The organism is Sphingomonas sp. GM_Shp_1 (assembly GCF_026540895.1).
In the GTDB taxonomy this organism is placed as follows: domain Bacteria; phylum Pseudomonadota; class Alphaproteobacteria; order Sphingomonadales; family Sphingomonadaceae; genus Sphingomonas.
The window spans coordinates 11,912-29,793 of record NZ_JALNUR010000026.1; the positions used below are offsets into that span (position 1 = coordinate 11,912).

Sequence of the window (17,882 nt, forward strand, 5' to 3'; positions counted from 1 at the left end):
GGCCACGCCCCCTTGCTATGCGAGACGCGATTGCGCCCTTTGTCCTCAACCCCACGACACGGCGCCTCTCATAAATCGCGATCGAGCGACAGCATCACCGTGCGCGGCGCGCTGCTATAGAGTTGGCGCTCGCCGAACGAACTCGACGTCAGCCGGTTCGCGCCGACCGCGTTCAGCACGTTGCGCACGCTGATCGCGGCGCGCCATCGTGCCAGCCGGATATCGGCGTTGGCGTCGATCATGAACCGGGCCGGAGTGACTTCGTAATAGGGACTGCGGTCGTTGAAGGCGGTCGGAACGCGGGTCGCGCCGACCGCGTCGATGCCGAACGTGGCGACCTTGCCGCCCGCCACCGTCATGCTGGTCTGCACCCCTGCCGCATAGCCGAGCCGTGGCACGTTGGGCAGCGGATCGCCGCGCCGTCCGGCGCCGTCCGTGGTACCGACCGGCTGGTCCTCGCCAAGCCGCGCATAGGTATAGTTGGCCGACCCGGTCAGCCTTATGGCACCGATCGCCAGGCTTGCCTTGGCCTCGATCCCATCGATCCGCACCGTGCCGATATTGGTGTTGTATCCGAACGCGCCGTTCGCGCTCCATGCCGCATAGATCACGTCGGACCAGTCGATATGATAGACCGCCCCCTCGATCGCGAGCCGCCCGCCCGCGCCCCTGGTCCTGACGCCCAGTTCGTAATTCCAGACATGGTCGGCGTCGTAGATGCGTTCCTGGTCGGTCAGGTCGGGCGTGATGTTGACCCCGCCGGGCCGGAACCCCTCCGATGCGATCGCATAGATCAGGGTCTCGCCCGGCAGGCGATAGGCGAGTTCCGCCTTCAGGTTGACGCCGTCATCGGCACGGGCATAGCGGCCGTTGCCGATCGCGCCGGTTCCCGTGATGATGTTGGGGATCGGGACCGACCCATCGGCACTGCGCCGATAGTGGAAGTACCGCAGCCCCCATGTCGCCGACAGCCGCGGCGCGATGCCCCAGCGCGTCTCCGCGAACAGCGCCTGCTGGTCGAGCGCGCTGTGCAGCAGCCGCAATCCGGTGATGTCGAGCGGTACGACGCGCTTCCCGGTTACGGCGTCGGCACGAACCGTATAGCTTTCCGCCGAATCGCGTCGCCGCTCGACGAACGCCCCGATGGTCCAGGCGGGCGCCCCGGGCCGGTCGGAGGACAGGCGGACCTCCGCAGTCGTGCTCTCGACGCGAAACGGCTGGTACAGCACGCCCGGCAACCGCGTTTGCAGATAGGCCTGAAACGCACGGCGCCGCTCAGGGGTGCAGCCGGTTTCGCCGACAAGCATCGCATATCGTCGGCAGCTCGCATCGCTGGTCGCCTGCTGCGCCAGTACCGCCGTGAAGTCAGCTTCCTTGACGATCGTCCAGCGATAGTGCGAGCCCGTCGCGACGACCGCAACGGCGTCGGTCGTCCAGTGCGCGGTGACACTGGCCAGGTCGAGCCGCTCGCTATTGGGCGTACGCACCGGCTGATCGTTGCGATAGCGGCCCAGGTCCGGGTACCAGAATCCCGCATCGTCGATCCGCGTATGCTGATGGAGCGCCAGCGCGTCGACGCGCACTGCCTGCGACGGTGTCCACGCCAGTCCCAGCCGGACGCCCTGTCGAAGCACGGCGCCGGTATCCTTCAACCCCAGCCGATCATTGTCCACATAGCCGCCGACCGTCCGACGATGCACGACGAACCGCGCCGCCAGGTTATCGCGGACGATCGGCGCGTTGACGACCGCGGCGACGTTTGCCCCCGTCCCTCCCCCCTGAACCGCCGACACGCCACCCTCGACATGGCCCATCCAGCGCGTCGCGTCGGGTTGGTTGAACAGCACCCGCAGCGTGCCGCCCATCGAACTGGCGCCGTAGAGCGTTCCCTGCGGCCCGCGCAGCAGCTCGATCCGGTCGATATCGACCAGGTCGATATCGGGCGTACTCGCGGCGGGATCGAAAGTGGTCCCCGACGGCCCGCTGATCGGGGTTTCCCCATAATAGACCCCGACCATGGATTCGCCGGTTCCGGTGACACCGCGAATGGCGATCCGCTGCTGCAACGGTGCCGTGGCGATCGGGACCAGCCCGGGCAACAGGGCGGCGGCGCTGCGCAGGTCGTACGCGCCCCGGGTTACCAGCTCGGCACCGCTGACCGCGCCCATGCTGATCTCGGTATCGCCGAGAAAGGTCGGGCGTTTGAGGGCGGTGACGACGATCTCGGCGGACGGCACCGGAACGTCCGGCGTCCGCCCCGCCGGTCCCGCCGCCAAGGTCGCGGCGGCCGATCGCGGCGCGGCTTCGCGAACGATGATGATCACGCCGGCGCGGACACGCTTTGCGACCAACCCGGTATCGGCGAGCAGGATCCGAAGCGCGCGCTCCGGTTCGATCGGCCCGTGCAGCGCCGCGCTGGTACGACCGCCGATCACCGCAGGATCGAACAGGATCTGCTGCCCCGTCTGCGTCGCCAGTCGGCGCAGCGCGACATCCAGCCGCCCGGCGGGGATGGCGAACATGACCCGGTCGTTCGGCGACGATGCCGCCTCGCCATGGGCGACGCAGGCCGCAAACATCGTGATCGTTCGTATAGCAAGGTCACGGGCATGCATCAGGACGCGCGGTTCGACCCCCCCGAAATACGCTGTTGCCCCTCCCATCCGCTCTGATGACGGTTTTGCGACACTGTACGCTTGACGGCCTGCTGGCAACATGATCGATTGCAGCGAATATATAAAGGGGGATGCCGGAGGCTCGGGCGGACAAGACGGGGCCGATCATGCGGAATTCCTATGCGCGCATATCCGGCGGTGACGGGGATGCGATCGACCTATCGGGCCATCTCAACGCGGTCCGCCGGTTCCTGACGAAACGTGCGCCGATCGGCGAGGTCGACGATCTGGTCCAGGAGGTTGCGCTGCGCATGCAGACCCGCCGCGCGACCGACGCGATCGACAATATCGACGGGTATCTGTTCCAGGTCGCGCAAAGCGTGCTCGCCGATCGCGGCCGCCGCGACACCGTGCGCCACCGTTCCGCGCACGACAGCCTCGAAGAAATTCATCATCCCGTTGAGGACCGCTCGCCCGAGCGCGTCCTACAAGGCAAGGAGCATCTCGCGCAGCTCATCGCCGCGATGAATGACATGCCTGAGCGCATGCGCCAGGCGTTCGTCCTTCATCGCTTCGAGGAAATGAGCTACGCTGCGATCGCCCGACACATGGGATTATCGGTGAGCGCGGTCGAAAAGCATATCATGAAAGCCATCAAGCACCTCGCAGGCTCGCTACGCTGATGGGTTCCGTATCGAGGGATCCGGACGCCGCCGCCGCGTCCTGGTATGCGCGACTGCATGCCGATGACGCGACACCGGCGGACCGGGTCGCGTTCGGGCAATGGTTATCGGCCGACGATGAGCATGATCGCGCCTGGCACGAACTGGTGTCCACCACCCGCATCCTGGACGACGCGCGGAGCGATCCGGCGCTGCTCGCGATGGTCGCGGCGGCCCGCGACGAAGCACGCCCCGCCCCCGCGCGTCGCTGGTGGCCGATGGCGGCGGCCGCGGCCGTGCTGCTGTCCATCGGTGGCACCGCCGCGCTGGTCGTCGACCGATATGCGGCGGGGCCGGCGACCCAGGTCGCGGATACACGCTATGCGACGCCCACCGGACGAGTGCGCCATATCACGCTGCCGGACGGAACGCTGATGACGCTCGATGCCGAGTCCGCAGTGCGCGTCGCGGCGCCGGGTGCGACGCGCCGAGTGGCGATCGATCGCGGCCAGGCATTTTTCAAAGTCGCCCATGATGCGCGCCATCCGTTCATCGTGTCGGCGGGCGGCAACAGCGTCACCGCGCTCGGCACCCAATTCGCGGTACGCACGGCGGCGGACCGGGTCGTCGTCAGTCTGGTCGAGGGATCGGTTCGCGTCGACAGCCGCACAATGGGCCGCGCGATGACGCTGGTGCCGGGCAATAGGCTGACGATCGACCGATCGGGTCTGCAACTGACCAGCGCGGGTGCCGATACCGCGACCGGATGGCGCAAGGGGGAACTGACGTTCGAGGCTACGCCCCTGAAAGAGGTCGTGGCCGAACTCAACCGCTATTCCACGCAACGCATCGAACTGACCGACAATCACCTCGCGAACCGCGTCTTCAGCGGCGTCCTGAAGACCGACGGCGGCGGTAATGCGCTTGCCGACGCGCTATCGGCTTACGGGATCGCTCGCGTCCTATATGCCGACAAGACACGATTGGCGCTCGCTCCCCAATCGTAAGAAGCAAACTGCGCGAACCAGCTTGTCAGGGCAACGCGACATCGATTGCTGCCGAAGACAGCCGAGCCAAACGACGATTTTGGACAAGGCGCGGTCGAAAGGCGGAAGTAGGCTCCAACCTCACGGCCGCTATTCGGCGCATCCGACACACAAGATCGAAAATTCATCCGGCACGCGGAGCCGTTTGGCGACGGATCAGAACAATCCGTCGTCGTCATCGTCCACGACTGCCAGGACGGGTACGGGCATTGCGGCAGCGAAGGCGGCGGGGACATGCGCGGCATGGACGTCGCGTTCCTGCGCCATCGTGTAGAGCGCCGCGATGCGGGGCAGCAGGTCGGACAGCACCGCGCTCGCCGCCGCGCTCTGGACCTCCGCCCCGGGCCGTGCGCCGAGCAGCGACGCCGCATCGCGCATCTTATCGCCCAATGCCACTTCCGCGCCGATCTCGTCGGCGACGGCGGACAGCAGCTCGATCAGTTCGCGCGCATCGTCACCGCCGACGCGAACGGCATGATCGGTACGCTGGCAACCGCTGCGGATGACCGTCAGCGCGTCGGCGAGCTTGTTGCCCAGGTCGCGCGCATTCGCCGCGGCCCGTTTCGCTCCCAGGGCGGCGTTGACTTCGGCCAGTTCCTCCAGCGGCGCGCGGATACCGCCCATCGCCTCGCCGAGCGACTGGGCATGCACGTCCACCTCGCGCGCGACGACCGACACCACCCGGCCAAGGTCGCCGTGGCGACGGCAGAGCAGCCGGGTATTGGTCGCGATATCCTGCACGTCCAACTGCACACGCTGGAGCAGCGCGAGGCGCCCGGTCAGCTCGTCCACCGTGTCGGTGATCATGTTGAGCATCGCCGTCGACTGGCGATCGGCGTCCTGCAACTGCGTGGTGATCGTCGCGACCTCGCTCACCGCCTTTTCGATCTGGATCAGGAAGGGGCGGCCGTTGCTGCCACGGTCCTTCTCGATCAGGTCGAGCAACGCGCCCGTATCGGGACGTAACGCCTTCAGCGCGTCCACCAACACCCGCGTGTCACGCTCGAAATCCTCGGCGCTCGCTTCCAGTTGCGCGGCCAGCATCGTCTGGACGACGGCCACCACTTCGTCCCGCTCGACGGGATCGAGCGCGTGGCCGCTGCCTTCGAGCATCTGCAGCGCGGAAACGACATGCTCCAGCCGCTGGTGGGTGCTGTCGCCTACCTGCAACGCGCCGAGCATGGTCGCCACCCGCCCCTGCACGGTGCGCGCGATGCCCGCGACCTGCCTTGCCATGTCGGCGACCGAGATCAGGTGGCGGTGCAGCGCGGAGGCATCCTCCATCAGCTGCCGTGGCACCTGCGGCACGACCTGGCGCGCCTCCTTGGTGACCAGGCGTCCGGCCTGCTGCACCGCGCCGACGCTGTCCTTCAGATCCTTCAACTTGGCGAGGAAGCCTTCCAGATGCTCCTCGCCCACCGCCAGGCGATGGCCCATGCTGTCGACGAAGCCGACGAACGCCGCCTCGCCCGACGCGGCGATCTTGATGTTGAGACCATAGATGTGCAGCACGCGCAGGGCCTGGCGCATTTCCATGACATGGTCGCGCAGCGTGCCCGACGCGCCGCTGACCCGCACCATATCGGTGTCGCGATCCTGCTGGACCCGCGGCAGGTCGTGCAATTCGGTCGCGACGTCCTTGAGGTTGGTCACCGCGATGCCCGCGACGCTTTCGTCGAGCGCGCCCGTGACGCTGTCGATCGCGGTGATGATCCGGTCGATCGTGTCGATCGCGGTGACGAGCGTCGTCCCGGCGCGCACGAAATGCGAGTCCATGCCCGCCGCCATATGCGCCAGCGTACGCTGAAGATCGGCGACGGTTTCGTCGAGGCCATCGGCGGCCGTGATGGAGGTATGCAGCATGGCCTGTCCTTGATCGAGAGAAAGGGTGGAGTGGGCTCGCACGTTCATCGCGCGGTCGCCTGCAACAATTCGCGCGCGATGGCGCCCAGCGGCACGGTCTTGTCGGCGGCGCCCCGAGCGATGGCTTCCTTCGGCATGCCGAACACGACCGAGGTCGCCTCGTCCTGTGCCAGGGTTCGCGCGCCCGCCTGCTTCATTTCGAGCAGCCCGCGTGCGCCGTCGTCGCCCATGCCGGTCATGATGATGCCGACCGCGTTCGATCCCGCATTGCGCGCGGCCGAGCGGAACAGCACGTCGACCGAGGGGCGATGCCGGGACACGAGCGGCCCGTCCTTGACCGACACGACATAGCGCGCGCCCTGCCGCTCCAGCATCGTGTGGCGAAGGCCGCCGGGCGCGATCAGGACATGGCCGCGCATCACGGTGTCGCCGTCCTCGGCCTCCTTGACGTCGACCTGGCACAGGCCGTTCAGCCGCTTGGCGAAGGCGCGCGTGAAGCTTTCGGGCATGTGCTGGACGATGACGATGCCGGGCGAATTGGGCGGCAGCGCCTCCAGCACTTCGCGCAGCGCCTCGGTCCCGCCGGTCGAGGCGCCGATGCACACCACCATTTCGGTCGTGCGGCTCATCGCGCGACCCGTCGGCGGCGGCAGCACGGCGTCGGCGGTCAGCTTGCGCGCAGGTGCGCTTGCCCGTTCGCTCGCCCGTTCACTGGCGCTGCGCGGACGCAGCCGCGCGCGCGCCGCGCCCTTTACCGTTTCGCGGATCATCAGCCTGGCTTCCGCCAGGTGATCGGCAACGCCCATGCGCGGTTTCAGGATCACGTCGACCGCCCCCGCCTCCAGCGCCTGGAGCAGCGTTTCCGACCCTTCCTCGACCAGCGACGAACACATCACGACCGGCACCGGCCGCTGGCTCATCAGCTTGCGCAGGAAAGTGACGCCGTCCATCCGCGGCATCTCGACGTCCAACGTGATGACGTCGGGCACCTCGTCCTGGATATAGCGTGCGGCGGCAAAGGGATCGGCGGCGGCGGCGATCACCTGAATGTCCGGATCCTCGCTGAGGATCGCGGTCATCGCCTGGCGAACGCTGGCACTGTCGTCGATGACGAGGACGCGGATCGGCTTCATGTCAGCAGCGCTCGAAGACGGTGTAGGAGACGGTCTTCACCGGCAGGTCCATGCCCGCGATCGTCTCCGAATGACCCAGGAACAGATAGCCGCCGGGCCGAAGGCAATCGCACAAGCGGCGCACCACCTTTTCCTGCGTCGGCTTGTCGAAATAGATCAGCACGTTGCGGCAGAAGATGATGTCCATCGGCTCCCCCACCGGATAGCGCGCGTCCATCAGGTTGAGGCGTGCGAAGCCGATGGCGGCGCGCAGGTCGGGCGTGATCCGCACCTTGCCCGCCCTGCGATCGCGCGAGGCCGCGACGTAGCGCTGGCGCAGCATCGACGGCACCGGATCGACCAGTGCTGCGTCGTAGATGCCCCGGCGCGCGGCCTCCAGCACCTCGGTATCGATATCGGTGGCCAGGATGCCGTACTCGCCGCCCCGCGCCTGGACGAACCGGTCGATGACCATCGCCATCGTATAGGGTTCGGCGCCGGTCGAACAGGCCGCGCTCCACGCACGGATGCGGCGTTGGCCGGTCGCGGCGATCGTGGGCAGCGCGACCTTTTCCAGGAACTCGAAATGGCCGGGTTCGCGGAAAAAGTCCGTCTTGTTCGTCGTCACCGCATTGACCAGATGATCGATCTCGTCGTTCGCGTTGGCATCGGCGAACAACAGGTCGCAATAGGCATTGAGCGTCGTCGTGCCCGTGTCGCGCAGCCGGCGGCGCAAGCGCCCTTCCAGCATCGTGGCCTTGGTGCGTGGCATCTTGATGCCGGTTTCGTCGTAGATCAGCGCGGCGAGGCGCGCGAATCGATCGGCGCTGAGGTGGTCGAGATCACCCGGGCCATGCGTTATGGCGACGGGGGCTTTTGCGACGGCAGCCATGAGGTGCGTTCCATCGACGGGGGCGAGAAGGCCGGGCCGTCGTCAACGAGGATAGAGGGGCGCAGCGGCGACAGAGTCGGCTGCGCCCGAAGGGAAGCGGGGCGTCAGGCCGCCGTCGCGAAGGTCGCGGCGTCGATATCCTCGCGCGAGAAGATCTCGGCCACGTTGATGACGACGACGAAGCCATCGGGTTCGCGCACCACGCCCTCGATATAATCGGAGCGCCAGCGCATTCCGATATCGGGCGCAGGCTCCAGCCGTTCCGCCGCGAAGGTCGTGACCGCGAGCACGCGGTCGACCACCAGTCCGAGCGACACGATGCGATCGGCGAGCGGCACGTCGACGATCAGCACCCGGGTCGACAGCGTCGGTTCGGCCGAGGCGAGGCCGAGGCGCGCGCGCAGGTCGACCGTCGGCACCCCCTGCCCGCGCACGTCGGTCAGGCCGAGCAGCCAGCCGGGTCCGTTCGGGACCCGGAAGGCGGGGGCGTAATCGAGGATTTCGCGGACCAGCGTCACCGATACCGCGAACACCTCGTCGCCCAGGCCGAATGTGACGGCCTGCACGCTCGCCCCCTCGCTCACGCGGCCTGTCCGAAGTCGGCGTCCTCGCCGTCGGGACCGCCCTGCGTCAGGTCGAGCGCAAAGCCACGGGCGCGGGCCTGCTGGTCGGCGACCGAATTGGCCTTGGGACGGTATGCGGGCGCCGCCTTCCGGGCCGGGGCGGCCTTGGTGGACGGTGCCGCCGCCTTGCGCTGCGCGTTAGCGGCGCGAGCGACAGGCGAGCCACGGTCCTCGACGCGGAAGAATGCGATGCTCTGTTGCAGTTCCTCGGCCTGGGCGGCGAGTTCTTCCGAGGTGGAGGAAATCTGCTCGGACGCGCCGGCATTCTGCTGCGTCACCTGATCGAGCTGCTGGATCGCCTGGTTGATCTGGCTCGCCCCGATGTCCTGCTCGCGGCAGGCGGCGCTGATTTCCGACACCAGTTCCGCGGTGCGGCGGATATCCGGGACCAGCTTGCCCAGCATCTCGCCCGCGTCGGCGGCCGCCTTCACCGTCTCCGACGAGACCGAGCTGATCTCGGCAGCGGCAGTCTGGCTGCGCTCGGCGAGCTTTCGCACTTCCGAGGCGACGACCGCGAAACCCTTGCCATGTTCGCCGGCGCGGGCGGCCTCGACCGCGGCGTTGAGCGCCAGCAGGTCCGTCTGGCGGGCGATTTCCTGGACGATGCCGATCTTCTCGGCGATCGTACGCATCGCGCCCACCGCCTTGTCGACCGCCACGCCGCTGGCTTCCGCGTCCTTCGACGACTGACGCGCGATCTTTTCGGTCTGCGCCGCATTATCGGCGTTCTGCTTGATGTTGGCGGCCATCTGTTCCATCGAAGCCGAGGCTTCCTCGGCCGCCGCGGCCTGTTCGGTCGCACCCTGCGACACCTGCTCGGACGATGCCGACAGTTGCTGGCTGCCCGCCGCGACATTGTCCGCCGCCGCCGAGGCATCGCCGACGACGTTGCGCAGGCGTTCGGCCATCGTCACCAGCGCCAGGCCCAGCGTGTCCTTGTCCGACAGCGGCTGGTGCTGCACCATCAGGTTACCGCCGGCGATCTCGGTGGCGAGGTTCGCGCTCTTGCGCAGGTTCGCGGTCATCCCATTGACGGTGTTGACCAGATCCTTGATCTCATCGTTGCTGTTGACGGTGACTTCACGATCGAGGTCGCCGATCGCCACCGCATCCAGCGCGACGCCGATCCGCTTCAGGCCGTTCGAGACCAGCAGTGAAATCCAGACGGCACCCGCAACGGCAATCAGCATCGCCACCACCGCAACGGTGATCAGCAGCGTGCGCGCCTGCTCGTAGAGATCGTTCGTGTCCTTGTCCGCCTGGATCATTGCGTCCTGGCTGATCTTGACCAGCTTGCCCAACGAGTCAGCCATCTTCATCGTCTTCTCGCGACCGTTCGTCATGGAGATGGTCGCAGCGTCCTTGTTGTTGTTGGCGAGCGCGAGCTGACGGATTTGATCGTTGATGGGCTTGTACGCCTCCCACTGATCATTGGCATCCTGCCAGAGCGGCCGCCCCTCCTCCGTCGCCAGTTTCAGGCCATCGGCGAACAATTTGTCGACCGTAGCCCGTTGGCCCATCAACCGGTCATTAAAGTCCTTCGTCTTCTCCAGATCGTCGGTCATCGCCATATTCTTTTCGTTGCGGACGACCCGACCAGTCTCGGCATCGATCGATAGCGCGATTTCCATGCGCTTCGAGGGGCCGGCAATGACGTCGCTGATGGCGGTGTTCAGGCTCGACATCCGCGTGACCCCGACGGTCACCACGGCGAGCAGGGCACAGATCAGGATGGCGAACGTCGCCCCCAATTTCATTTTGATGGTTGCACGCATGTCTTAAAATCCCCCCGTTCTGGGATCAGTGGATGGAGCGCGCTGCGGCATCGCCGTGCGCAAGGTTCAGGAAAATCGTTTCGAGATCGGGCAGCACGACGATATCGTCGTCGCCGTGGCGGATCAGCGCCCGCACCAGATCCCGGCGCCAGCGCAGGCCCACGACGGGCGCCTCTTCGCTGGTATCGGCGTGGAAGGTCGCGACCTCGTGCACCTTGTCGGTGCGCAGGCCGATCAGCGTCGCCTCGCCGTCGAGATCGAGTTCGATCACGACGATCCGGCTGTCGACGGTCCCCTCCACCACCGGCATGCCGAAGGCGAGGCGCAGGTCCGCGATCGGGATAATCCGGCCGCGGAAGTTGACGACATGCCGGACGAGCGCGGGCGCGCCCGGCACGACGGTTTCCGGCATCATATCCAGGATCTCGCGGACCAGCACCGCCTCGAGCGCGAAGCTCTGGCCGCCGAGGTCGAAGACCAGCACTTCGAGCTGGCCGTCATCGGTCCACGGAATGGCGGCGGAGCGGCGGGTTTCATCCGGCTGCACGCAGGCTCTCCTCTGTCGGTTGGGCCGAGGCGACGAGCTGCGCGATGTCGAGGATCAGCGCGACCTCGCCGTCGCCCATGATCGTCGCACCGGCGAAGGTCGACGCACTGCGATGCAGCGGCGACATCGGTTTGATGACGGTCTGGTGGTTGCCGATGATCTGGTCGACGACCAGGCCGACGCGGCCCTGGGTGGTCGCGACGACGACGATCTTCTGGTACGGATCGGGCCGGGTGCCGGTCGCGAACAATTCCCGCAGGCGCAGGAACGGCACCAGCTTCTCACGCAAGGTGATGAGGCTGCGGCCACGGTGGCGCATATCGTCCTCGAGGCTCAGCTCCAGGCATTCCTCGACCGCGGTCAGCGGAATGACGTAGCGGCTGTTCCCGACCCGCACGAGCAGGCCGTCGATGATCGCGAGCGTCAGCGGGATGCGCAGACTGATGGTCGATCCCTGACCGTCGACCGAGGCGATGTCGATCGTGCCGCGCAAACCTTCGATCGTCCGCTTGACGACGTCCATGCCGACGCCGCGCCCCGACAAATTGGTGATCTGCGCCGCGGTCGAGAAACCGGGGGCGAAGATCAACTGGAGCAGTTCCTGGTCGGACAGAAGCTGATCGGGCTGGATCAGGCCATTGGCCTCCGCCTTGGCGCGGACACGGGCACGGTCGATGCCACGACCGTCGTCGCGGATGGTGATGACCACCTCGCCGCCGCTCTGGTGCGCGCCCAGGCGGACGGTGCCCGCTTCGGGCTTGCCTGCCGCGATACGTTGTTCGGCCGACTCCAGGCCATGGTCGCAGCTATTGCGGACCAGATGGACCATGGGGTCGAACAGGCGCTCGATCACGGTCTTGTCGACCTCGGTCGCCTCGCCTTCGGTGACGAGCGCGATATTCTTGCCCGTGTCGCGGGCGAGGTCGTGGATCAGGCGGCGGAAGCGGCCGAACAGGCTCGCCACCGGCACCATGCGCAGCACCATCATCGTGTCGCGGAGTTCGCCCGCGAGCCGCTCGATCTCCTCGGAGACGGAACGCAGGGTGAGGTCGTGGCCGTGGTGCGCGAGCTGCGACAGGCGGCTTTGCGCGATGACCAGTTCGCCGACGCGGTCCATCAGCGCATCGAGCCGACCGGCGGGAACGCGGACGCTCTCCTCCGCCTTGGCCGGGGTACGCGCGGCGTCGTTCGCGGCCTGCGGAACCGGCGCGGCGACCTCCACGACCGGTGCTTCGATCGCTTCGACGATAGCCTCGACGGCACCATCGGCGACGAGCGGCTCTATACTGAGCTCCATGTCGTCCATGACGAAGATGAAGACGTCTTCGATATCGTCGCGGCGGATGTCGCCCTTCAAGGTGACGTCCCAGCCGATATAACAATGCGTCGGCACCAGATCGGACAGCGGCGGCACGCCATCGGTGTGCGCGACGATGGTGCAGTCGCCCAGCTCGCGCAGTTCGTCGAGCAGCATCAAAGGGTTGGTGCCGTTCGCCATCGCATCGGGCGGCAGGCGGAAACGCACATGCCAGCCGCTCGCGCTTGCGGCGCTCGCCTGCGTGGCAGCCGTGGTGGTTGGCGTCGCGACCGACGCGGTCACGCTGCCGCCGGATGCGGCGTCGACCGCCTGTTGCAGTTCGGCGAGGATCGCATCGCCGTCGCTCTGCCGCGCGGTGCCCTCGACCAGACCGCGCATATGATCCTGCGCGGACAGGATGACCCCGACCAGCGCGGGCGTCGCGGGCACCTGGCCCTTGCGCACCCGGTCGAAGGCGGTTTCGCAATGATGGGTGAAGCCGGCAAGCGCATCGAAACCGAACATCGCGCCCGAACCCTTGAGCGTGTGCAGCCCCCGGAACACGGCGTTGACGAGGTCGATATCGTCCAGGCGGTGGGTCAGGTCGAGCAGCCCCTGCTCGACCTGGTCGAGCAGCTCGCCCGCCTCGACGCGGAAGGCAGCGATCGGATCGTCGCCGCTCACCTGCCCAGGACCTTGCGGGCGACCTTCACCAACTGATCCGGCACGAACGGCTTGACCAGCCAGCCGGTGGCGCCCGCCGCCTTGGCCTGGTTCTTCATCTCGGGATCGGATTCGGTGGAGAGGAAGATGATCGGCACGCCGGCCTGGGCGGGGCTCTTGCGCAGTTCGCGAATCATCGACAGCCCGTCCATATTGGGCATGTTGAGATCGGTGACGATCATGTCGAACTTCGCCGCACCCGCCTTGGCGAGGCCATCGACGCCGTCGACGGCTTCGGTGACGGTATAGCCCGCGCCGGTCAGCGCGATGCGGATCGCCATACGCAGGCTGGCGGAATCGTCGACGGCAAGGATGGACGCACTCATTGTGGCAGGACTCCGTGGAACCAGAAATCAATGTCTTCGGGCGTCATCGCGCCCATGAAACCGGCGCGCTCGAGCAGCGCGGCCAGGGCGTCGGCCGCCGGTGCCGACAGTTGCACGCTGCCGCCACCCACGCGGGCCTGGGCACGCGCGCTCTCGACGAGTTGCAGCACGCTGAGATCCGGCGCGGCGACGGCGGTCAGGTCGAGCGTCAGTGTACCCTCGCCACCCCGTTGGGCGGCGGCCAGCACATCGGCAAAGTCATGGATCGACGCCATCGTCAGCGACGACGGCGCAGCAGTGTTCGATATCATTTCGCAAGCCCCCTCTGGCCTACGGTCAGATACGGACGGACCGGTTAAAATCGATTTAAGGATGTACCGACTTGGACCTAAATCGAATTTTATTTTCAGAGTGAAGATAATTGGCAGTCACCTATCGCTGGTGACGACCAGTCACGCGAAATTTTCGGGAAGGACGTTTTTACCAGAAGCGGGCAGCCCCTGGGCGAGCGCGGCTTGCGAAATAACGAGGGCTTTCGGAGTCCATTTCGCTTCGGCATTCGCCGTCTGGCGGGCGATCAGTTCGCCAGCGTCCGGCCAAAGTAACTGCACCGAACCGGCCACCAAATCTGATCGTACCCTGATGGGCGCGAGGCGTACCGAGGCGGAGCACGCCCGAAGGTAACAATCTCGCCATCCAGATGTTAAGCAGCCGTCATATTCACCCGATACCCCCCTATCGACACATCGGATGGGGACACGGGATGGATCGGCGCACGTTCACAAAGCGCAGCGGCCTGTTGCTGGCGGCGGCGACCAGCGGGCTGCTGGTCGGTTGCGGCGAGGACGATGACGCGCCTGCGCCGCTGCCTACCCCCACGCCGACCCCAACTGCTACACCGCTGCCCAGCGCGACGTTCGCATCGGAGCCGCTGGTGCTGAGCGAACCCTTCCTCCAGTTGCCGACCGCCGATTCGGTGCGGGTGGTGTGGTTCACCGAGTTCCGCGGCAGGGATCACGCCGTCCGCTACGGCGCCGACTTCGCGAAACAGGTGATGGCGACCTCGACCCAATTGTCGCGCATGTACGAAGATGCGAGCTCCACCGTCGCCGGCCGCAGCTATAGCGGCCTCACCCAGCGCGATATCTGGCGCCACGAGGCGGTCGTCACCGGCCTGTCCGCCGGTCGCCAGCCCTATGTCGCGATCAGCAGCGATGGCAACAAGACGATGCGCAGCAGCGAGGGCAGCCTGCAACCCCTGCCCGCCACCGGCCAGGCGACCCGCTTCCTGCTGACCTCCGACCTGCAACTGAAGAAGATGGCCTCGGCCAATTACGAACGGGTCGCCGAGACGCTGGCGCCGATCGACGTGGTGCTGTTCGCGGGCGATCTGGTCAACGTCCCCAACCGCGCGTCGGAATGGTTCGACAACAGCGTCCTGAACCTGCCGCCCTTCTTCGGCGCCTTGCAGGGCACAATGCGCAAGTGGCAACCCACATCCACCTATACCGGCGGGCCGCTGCTCCAGAGCGGGGTGATCTACCCGATCCTGGGCAACCACGAATATTCGGGGCGGTGGAACCCGGCGAACAATCTGAACACCATGTTCAACGATCCTCAGCCGCGCTGGTATGCCGAGCTGCGCTATGCGAAGGTCGCGGCGACGGTAAACCCGTCCGGCGATGCAGCGATCCGCGAGCGCTGGATCCGCGACAATTCGTTCGAGACCATCTCCTATGAGGAGATCTTCACCCTGCCGCAGGGGCCCGAGGGCGGGCGCTATTATGCGCAGCGGATCGGCGACACCTTCCTGATCGCGATGGACGGCAACCGCATCTGGCGCAGCTGGTCGGCCAACACCCGCAGCAAGCTGACCGAGGCGACCGCGTCGATCAACGATCCGTCCGCCTGGGGCTTTGGCGACTTCCAGTTCCACCCCTTCGCGAAAGGATCGCGCCAGTATCAATGGTTGCAGGAGGTGCTGGCCAGCGAGGCCTTCCGCACCGCCAAGTACAAGATCGTGCTGGTCCACCAGTCGGTGTTCGGACTGGGCGACAATGCCACCCCGGTGATGGCGCAGACCGAGGCGACGTTCGAATATGCCGACGAGGCGGGCACGATCCGCACCATGGGTCCGTTCGCCTTCCCGATCGATGCGGCGACCTGGAACGGCCGGATCCAGCCGGTGCTGGACGCGGGGCGGATGCGGTATGTGAAATACGACTATCCCTTGTCGAAGGATCTGTGGCGCACCGATATCGAGCCGCTGCTGGTCGCCGCAGGGGTACAACTGGTGCAGGTCGGCCATTCGCATCTGTGGTGCCGGAGCAAGGTCGGCACGATGAATTATATCGAAACGTCGAACGTCGGGAACAGCTACGGCGCCTATGTCGCCAACCTGTCGCCGCGCCGCTCCGCCCCGCCGACCGAAGCACAGGTCGCGGCGCTGACCTCGCTGCGCTGGAACGTCGACGACTATCCGCGTGAGGACGATCCGCACGACCGGCCGATGGCGCTGCCGACGCTGCGCAACCCGCAGGTCGAGCTGGCCGGCGCGGGCCAGCCGGTGCCCTTCCTGACCAGCAACGACATTACCGCCTATACGGTGTTCGACACGTCGACCGGAATGGTCACGTCCTATGCCTTCGACACGCGTTATCCGGCGCGTGATCCGATCAAGTTCGACGAGTTCAAGCTGGCCTGATCCGAGCGCGACCGCCTGTCGGGATGCGCTGGGCGACGTAGACGTCACGTCATGACGAGCCAGTCCCTGTCGGAAGGACCACGCCCCGCCGATCGTGACGGTGCGCGGGTGCAGGGGCGTGCCCTGCCGGCGTTGCGACACGGCCAGCGGATTGCCCATGGCAAAGCGATCCCCGGTGGCATCGAACAGTTCGACATGTCGTATATCGCCGGCTGTCGTCCCCCCTTTTCTTGGCTAGGCCGAACCGACATTCAGATATGCTCTTCTTTCCCCTCGCCACTCATAGAGGGAAGAGGAAGAGTCACTTTAATGTCGATCAGCCCCAGTCTGAGTGAGCGTTTCGGGTCTTCTCGAACTTCGAGCAAGCAACTGGGGCGTGGGGAAGTCTACTACCGCAAAGCTGCGAGTCCCGTTTCTCGCCCACGTCGGTTACGAAGACGCGCACCCTGCATCCACGACCGTCACAGCGCCAGGGGCAGCGTTCAACGCTGTCGCGCAAGATGCCGATGGATGGTGCTGCGATGGACGCCCAGTTGTCGCGCCGCTGCCGAGACATTGCCGCCATGCGCTGCCAGTGCCGCGTCGATCGCCTCGGCCCGGTCGTCGGCCAGCGGGCGGGCGGACATGGGCAGTTCGACGCCGCCCCGCCCTTCGGCATCCCAGCCGCCGATCAGGGTCGCACCGTTGGTCAGGCGCAATCGGCCCCGCGCCGCCTGTTCCATGTCCACCAGTTCGCCGAGTGCCGCATCGTCCAGCGCCTCCCAACTGCGCCCGACCAGCGAAAGCCCGCGCCGGTTCGCAGCGACCAGCCGGTCGTCGCGGAACACCAATATCCCCTCGCGCGCGGTGCCCAGCATCGCGGCATCGTCGTGCATCCGCAGCACACGGCAATCGGCGAAACCGCTGCGGAACAGCCGATGCTCGATCTGGTCGACCGCCAACCGGATCAGCCCCAGCGCATGCCCATGGCCGCTGGCCGATGGACCGGAAATGTCGAGCGCCCCGACGATCGCGCCACGCGGGTCGAGGATCGGCGTCGCCGCGCAGCTCAAGACCGCATGTTCGGCGAAGAAATGCTCGGGGCCATGGACGGCGATCGGGCGACGCTCGGCAATGGCGGTGCCGATCGCGTTGGTGCCGGTGCTCGCCTCGGTCCAGGAGACGCCGGGCCGCAGCGCCACCTGCGCCGCCCGGGACAGGAAGCCGGTGTCGCCGATCGAATCGAGGATCATGCCGTCCGCGTCCGCCAGGATCACGACGCTGCCCGTCTCACGCGCCTCGCCCGCCAGCATCTCCAGTTCCGGGCGACACAGGCGGCGCAGCGACTCGCGACGCTGGCGCAGGATATTGAGCTCGCTCTCGGCGAGCGGCCCGCCGCCCTGACGCCGTCCCTGCGTCAGCCCCATGTCGGTGCATCGCACCCAGGACCGAAGCACCGGCTGGCGCACGGTTTCGAGGGGCAGTTGCCCTTCGTCGAAATAGGCTCGACGCCCCTGCTCTATACCGGCGCCGTCCATCGCCGCATCCTTCTCCGCCACATCCTTCTTCGAGTGTCGCAAGTTGCGACACCGGCACGTCTTTCGCGTCGCGCCCTGCGACACATGCTACGCCTCGGCGGCGGAAAGTCCACCGCCCGGCAATACTTCGTCGCGGATCGCCTTGTCTTAGCGCCGACACGGGCGGACCCTCGGGTCATA

Annotated in this window: 15 protein-coding genes; 3 read left to right on the top strand and 12 right to left on the bottom strand. The window is 66.7% G+C overall.

The window, feature by feature from the left end; genetic code table 11:
* Nucleotides 1-68: 68 nt before the first annotated feature.
* Nucleotides 69-2,579, bottom strand: coding sequence for a TonB-dependent receptor (locus OXQ33_RS12970; RefSeq protein WP_267435114.1), 2,511 nt, complete (start codon nt 2,577-2,579; stop codon nt 69-71).
* Between the two features lie 203 nt (nt 2,580-2,782).
* Between OXQ33_RS12970 and OXQ33_RS12975 the strand changes: the two genes are divergently transcribed.
* Both OXQ33_RS12975 and OXQ33_RS12980 read left to right on the top strand, forming a co-directional pair.
* Entirely contained in the window at nt 2,783-3,298 is a 516-nt protein-coding gene (locus OXQ33_RS12975) for a sigma-70 family RNA polymerase sigma factor (protein WP_267435115.1), read from the top strand.
* Nucleotides 3,298-4,284, top strand: a complete 987-nt coding sequence (locus OXQ33_RS12980; protein ID WP_267435116.1) for a FecR domain-containing protein — start codon at nt 3,298-3,300, stop codon at nt 4,282-4,284. Before OXQ33_RS12975 ends, OXQ33_RS12980 begins: the two co-directional genes overlap by 1 nt.
* A gap of 195 nt (nt 4,285-4,479) precedes the next feature.
* Here OXQ33_RS12980 and OXQ33_RS12985 read toward each other — a convergent pair whose 3' ends face one another.
* From OXQ33_RS12985 to OXQ33_RS13030, 10 genes are all read right to left on the bottom strand, one after another.
* Nucleotides 4,480-6,186: a hypothetical protein gene (locus tag OXQ33_RS12985; protein WP_267435117.1), complete on the bottom strand. Its 1,707-nt coding sequence runs from the start codon at nt 6,184-6,186 to the stop codon at nt 4,480-4,482.
* A gap of 44 nt (nt 6,187-6,230) precedes the next feature.
* The gene (locus OXQ33_RS12990) at nt 6,231-7,319 is read right to left on the bottom strand and encodes a chemotaxis response regulator protein-glutamate methylesterase (protein WP_267435118.1); all 1,089 of its coding nucleotides are present in this window, start codon (nt 7,317-7,319) and stop codon (nt 6,231-6,233) included.
* Nucleotide 7,320: 1 nt separating this feature from the next.
* On the bottom strand, nt 7,321-8,190 hold the full coding sequence (locus OXQ33_RS12995; protein ID WP_267435119.1) for a CheR family methyltransferase: 870 nt from the start codon (nt 8,188-8,190) through the stop codon (nt 7,321-7,323).
* A 104-nt stretch (nt 8,191-8,294) separates the two neighbouring features.
* Nucleotides 8,295-8,774, bottom strand: a complete 480-nt coding sequence (locus OXQ33_RS13000; protein WP_267435120.1) for a chemotaxis protein CheW — start codon at nt 8,772-8,774, stop codon at nt 8,295-8,297.
* On the bottom strand, nt 8,771-10,588 hold the full coding sequence (locus OXQ33_RS13005) for a methyl-accepting chemotaxis protein (RefSeq protein ID WP_267435121.1): 1,818 nt from the start codon (nt 10,586-10,588) through the stop codon (nt 8,771-8,773). Before OXQ33_RS13005 ends, OXQ33_RS13000 begins: the two co-directional genes overlap by 4 nt.
* A 25-nt stretch (nt 10,589-10,613) precedes the next feature.
* Nucleotides 10,614-11,135 carry a chemotaxis protein CheW gene (locus OXQ33_RS13010; RefSeq protein ID WP_267435122.1) on the bottom strand — a complete coding sequence of 174 codons (522 nt, stop codon included), beginning with the start codon at nt 11,133-11,135 and terminating at the stop codon, nt 10,614-10,616.
* A complete protein-coding gene (locus OXQ33_RS13015; protein WP_267435123.1) occupies nt 11,122-13,116 on the bottom strand; it encodes a chemotaxis protein CheA in 1,995 nt (664 codons plus the stop codon). The genes OXQ33_RS13010 and OXQ33_RS13015 overlap by 14 nt, the downstream gene beginning before the upstream one ends.
* Nucleotides 13,113-13,481 (bottom strand): response regulator, encoded by a 369-nt coding sequence (locus OXQ33_RS13020; protein WP_267435124.1) that lies wholly within the window; start codon nt 13,479-13,481, stop codon nt 13,113-13,115. The genes OXQ33_RS13015 and OXQ33_RS13020 overlap by 4 nt, the downstream gene beginning before the upstream one ends.
* Nucleotides 13,478-13,792: an STAS domain-containing protein gene (locus OXQ33_RS13025; RefSeq protein ID WP_267435125.1), complete on the bottom strand. Its 315-nt coding sequence runs from the start codon at nt 13,790-13,792 to the stop codon at nt 13,478-13,480. The genes OXQ33_RS13020 and OXQ33_RS13025 overlap by 4 nt, the downstream gene beginning before the upstream one ends.
* Before the next feature lie 141 nt (nt 13,793-13,933).
* On the bottom strand, nt 13,934-14,104 hold the full coding sequence (locus OXQ33_RS13030; protein ID WP_267435126.1) for a hypothetical protein: 171 nt from the start codon (nt 14,102-14,104) through the stop codon (nt 13,934-13,936).
* A 140-nt stretch (nt 14,105-14,244) separates the two neighbouring features.
* Between OXQ33_RS13030 and OXQ33_RS13035 the strand changes: the two genes are divergently transcribed.
* Nucleotides 14,245-16,185, top strand: coding sequence for a metallophosphoesterase (locus tag OXQ33_RS13035; RefSeq protein WP_267435127.1), 1,941 nt, complete (start codon nt 14,245-14,247; stop codon nt 16,183-16,185).
* A gap of 482 nt (nt 16,186-16,667) precedes the next feature.
* Here OXQ33_RS13035 and OXQ33_RS13040 read toward each other — a convergent pair whose 3' ends face one another.
* On the bottom strand, nt 16,668-17,723 hold the full coding sequence (locus OXQ33_RS13040) for a GAF domain-containing protein (protein WP_267435128.1): 1,056 nt from the start codon (nt 17,721-17,723) through the stop codon (nt 16,668-16,670).
* Nucleotides 17,724-17,882: the final 159 nt, after the last annotated feature.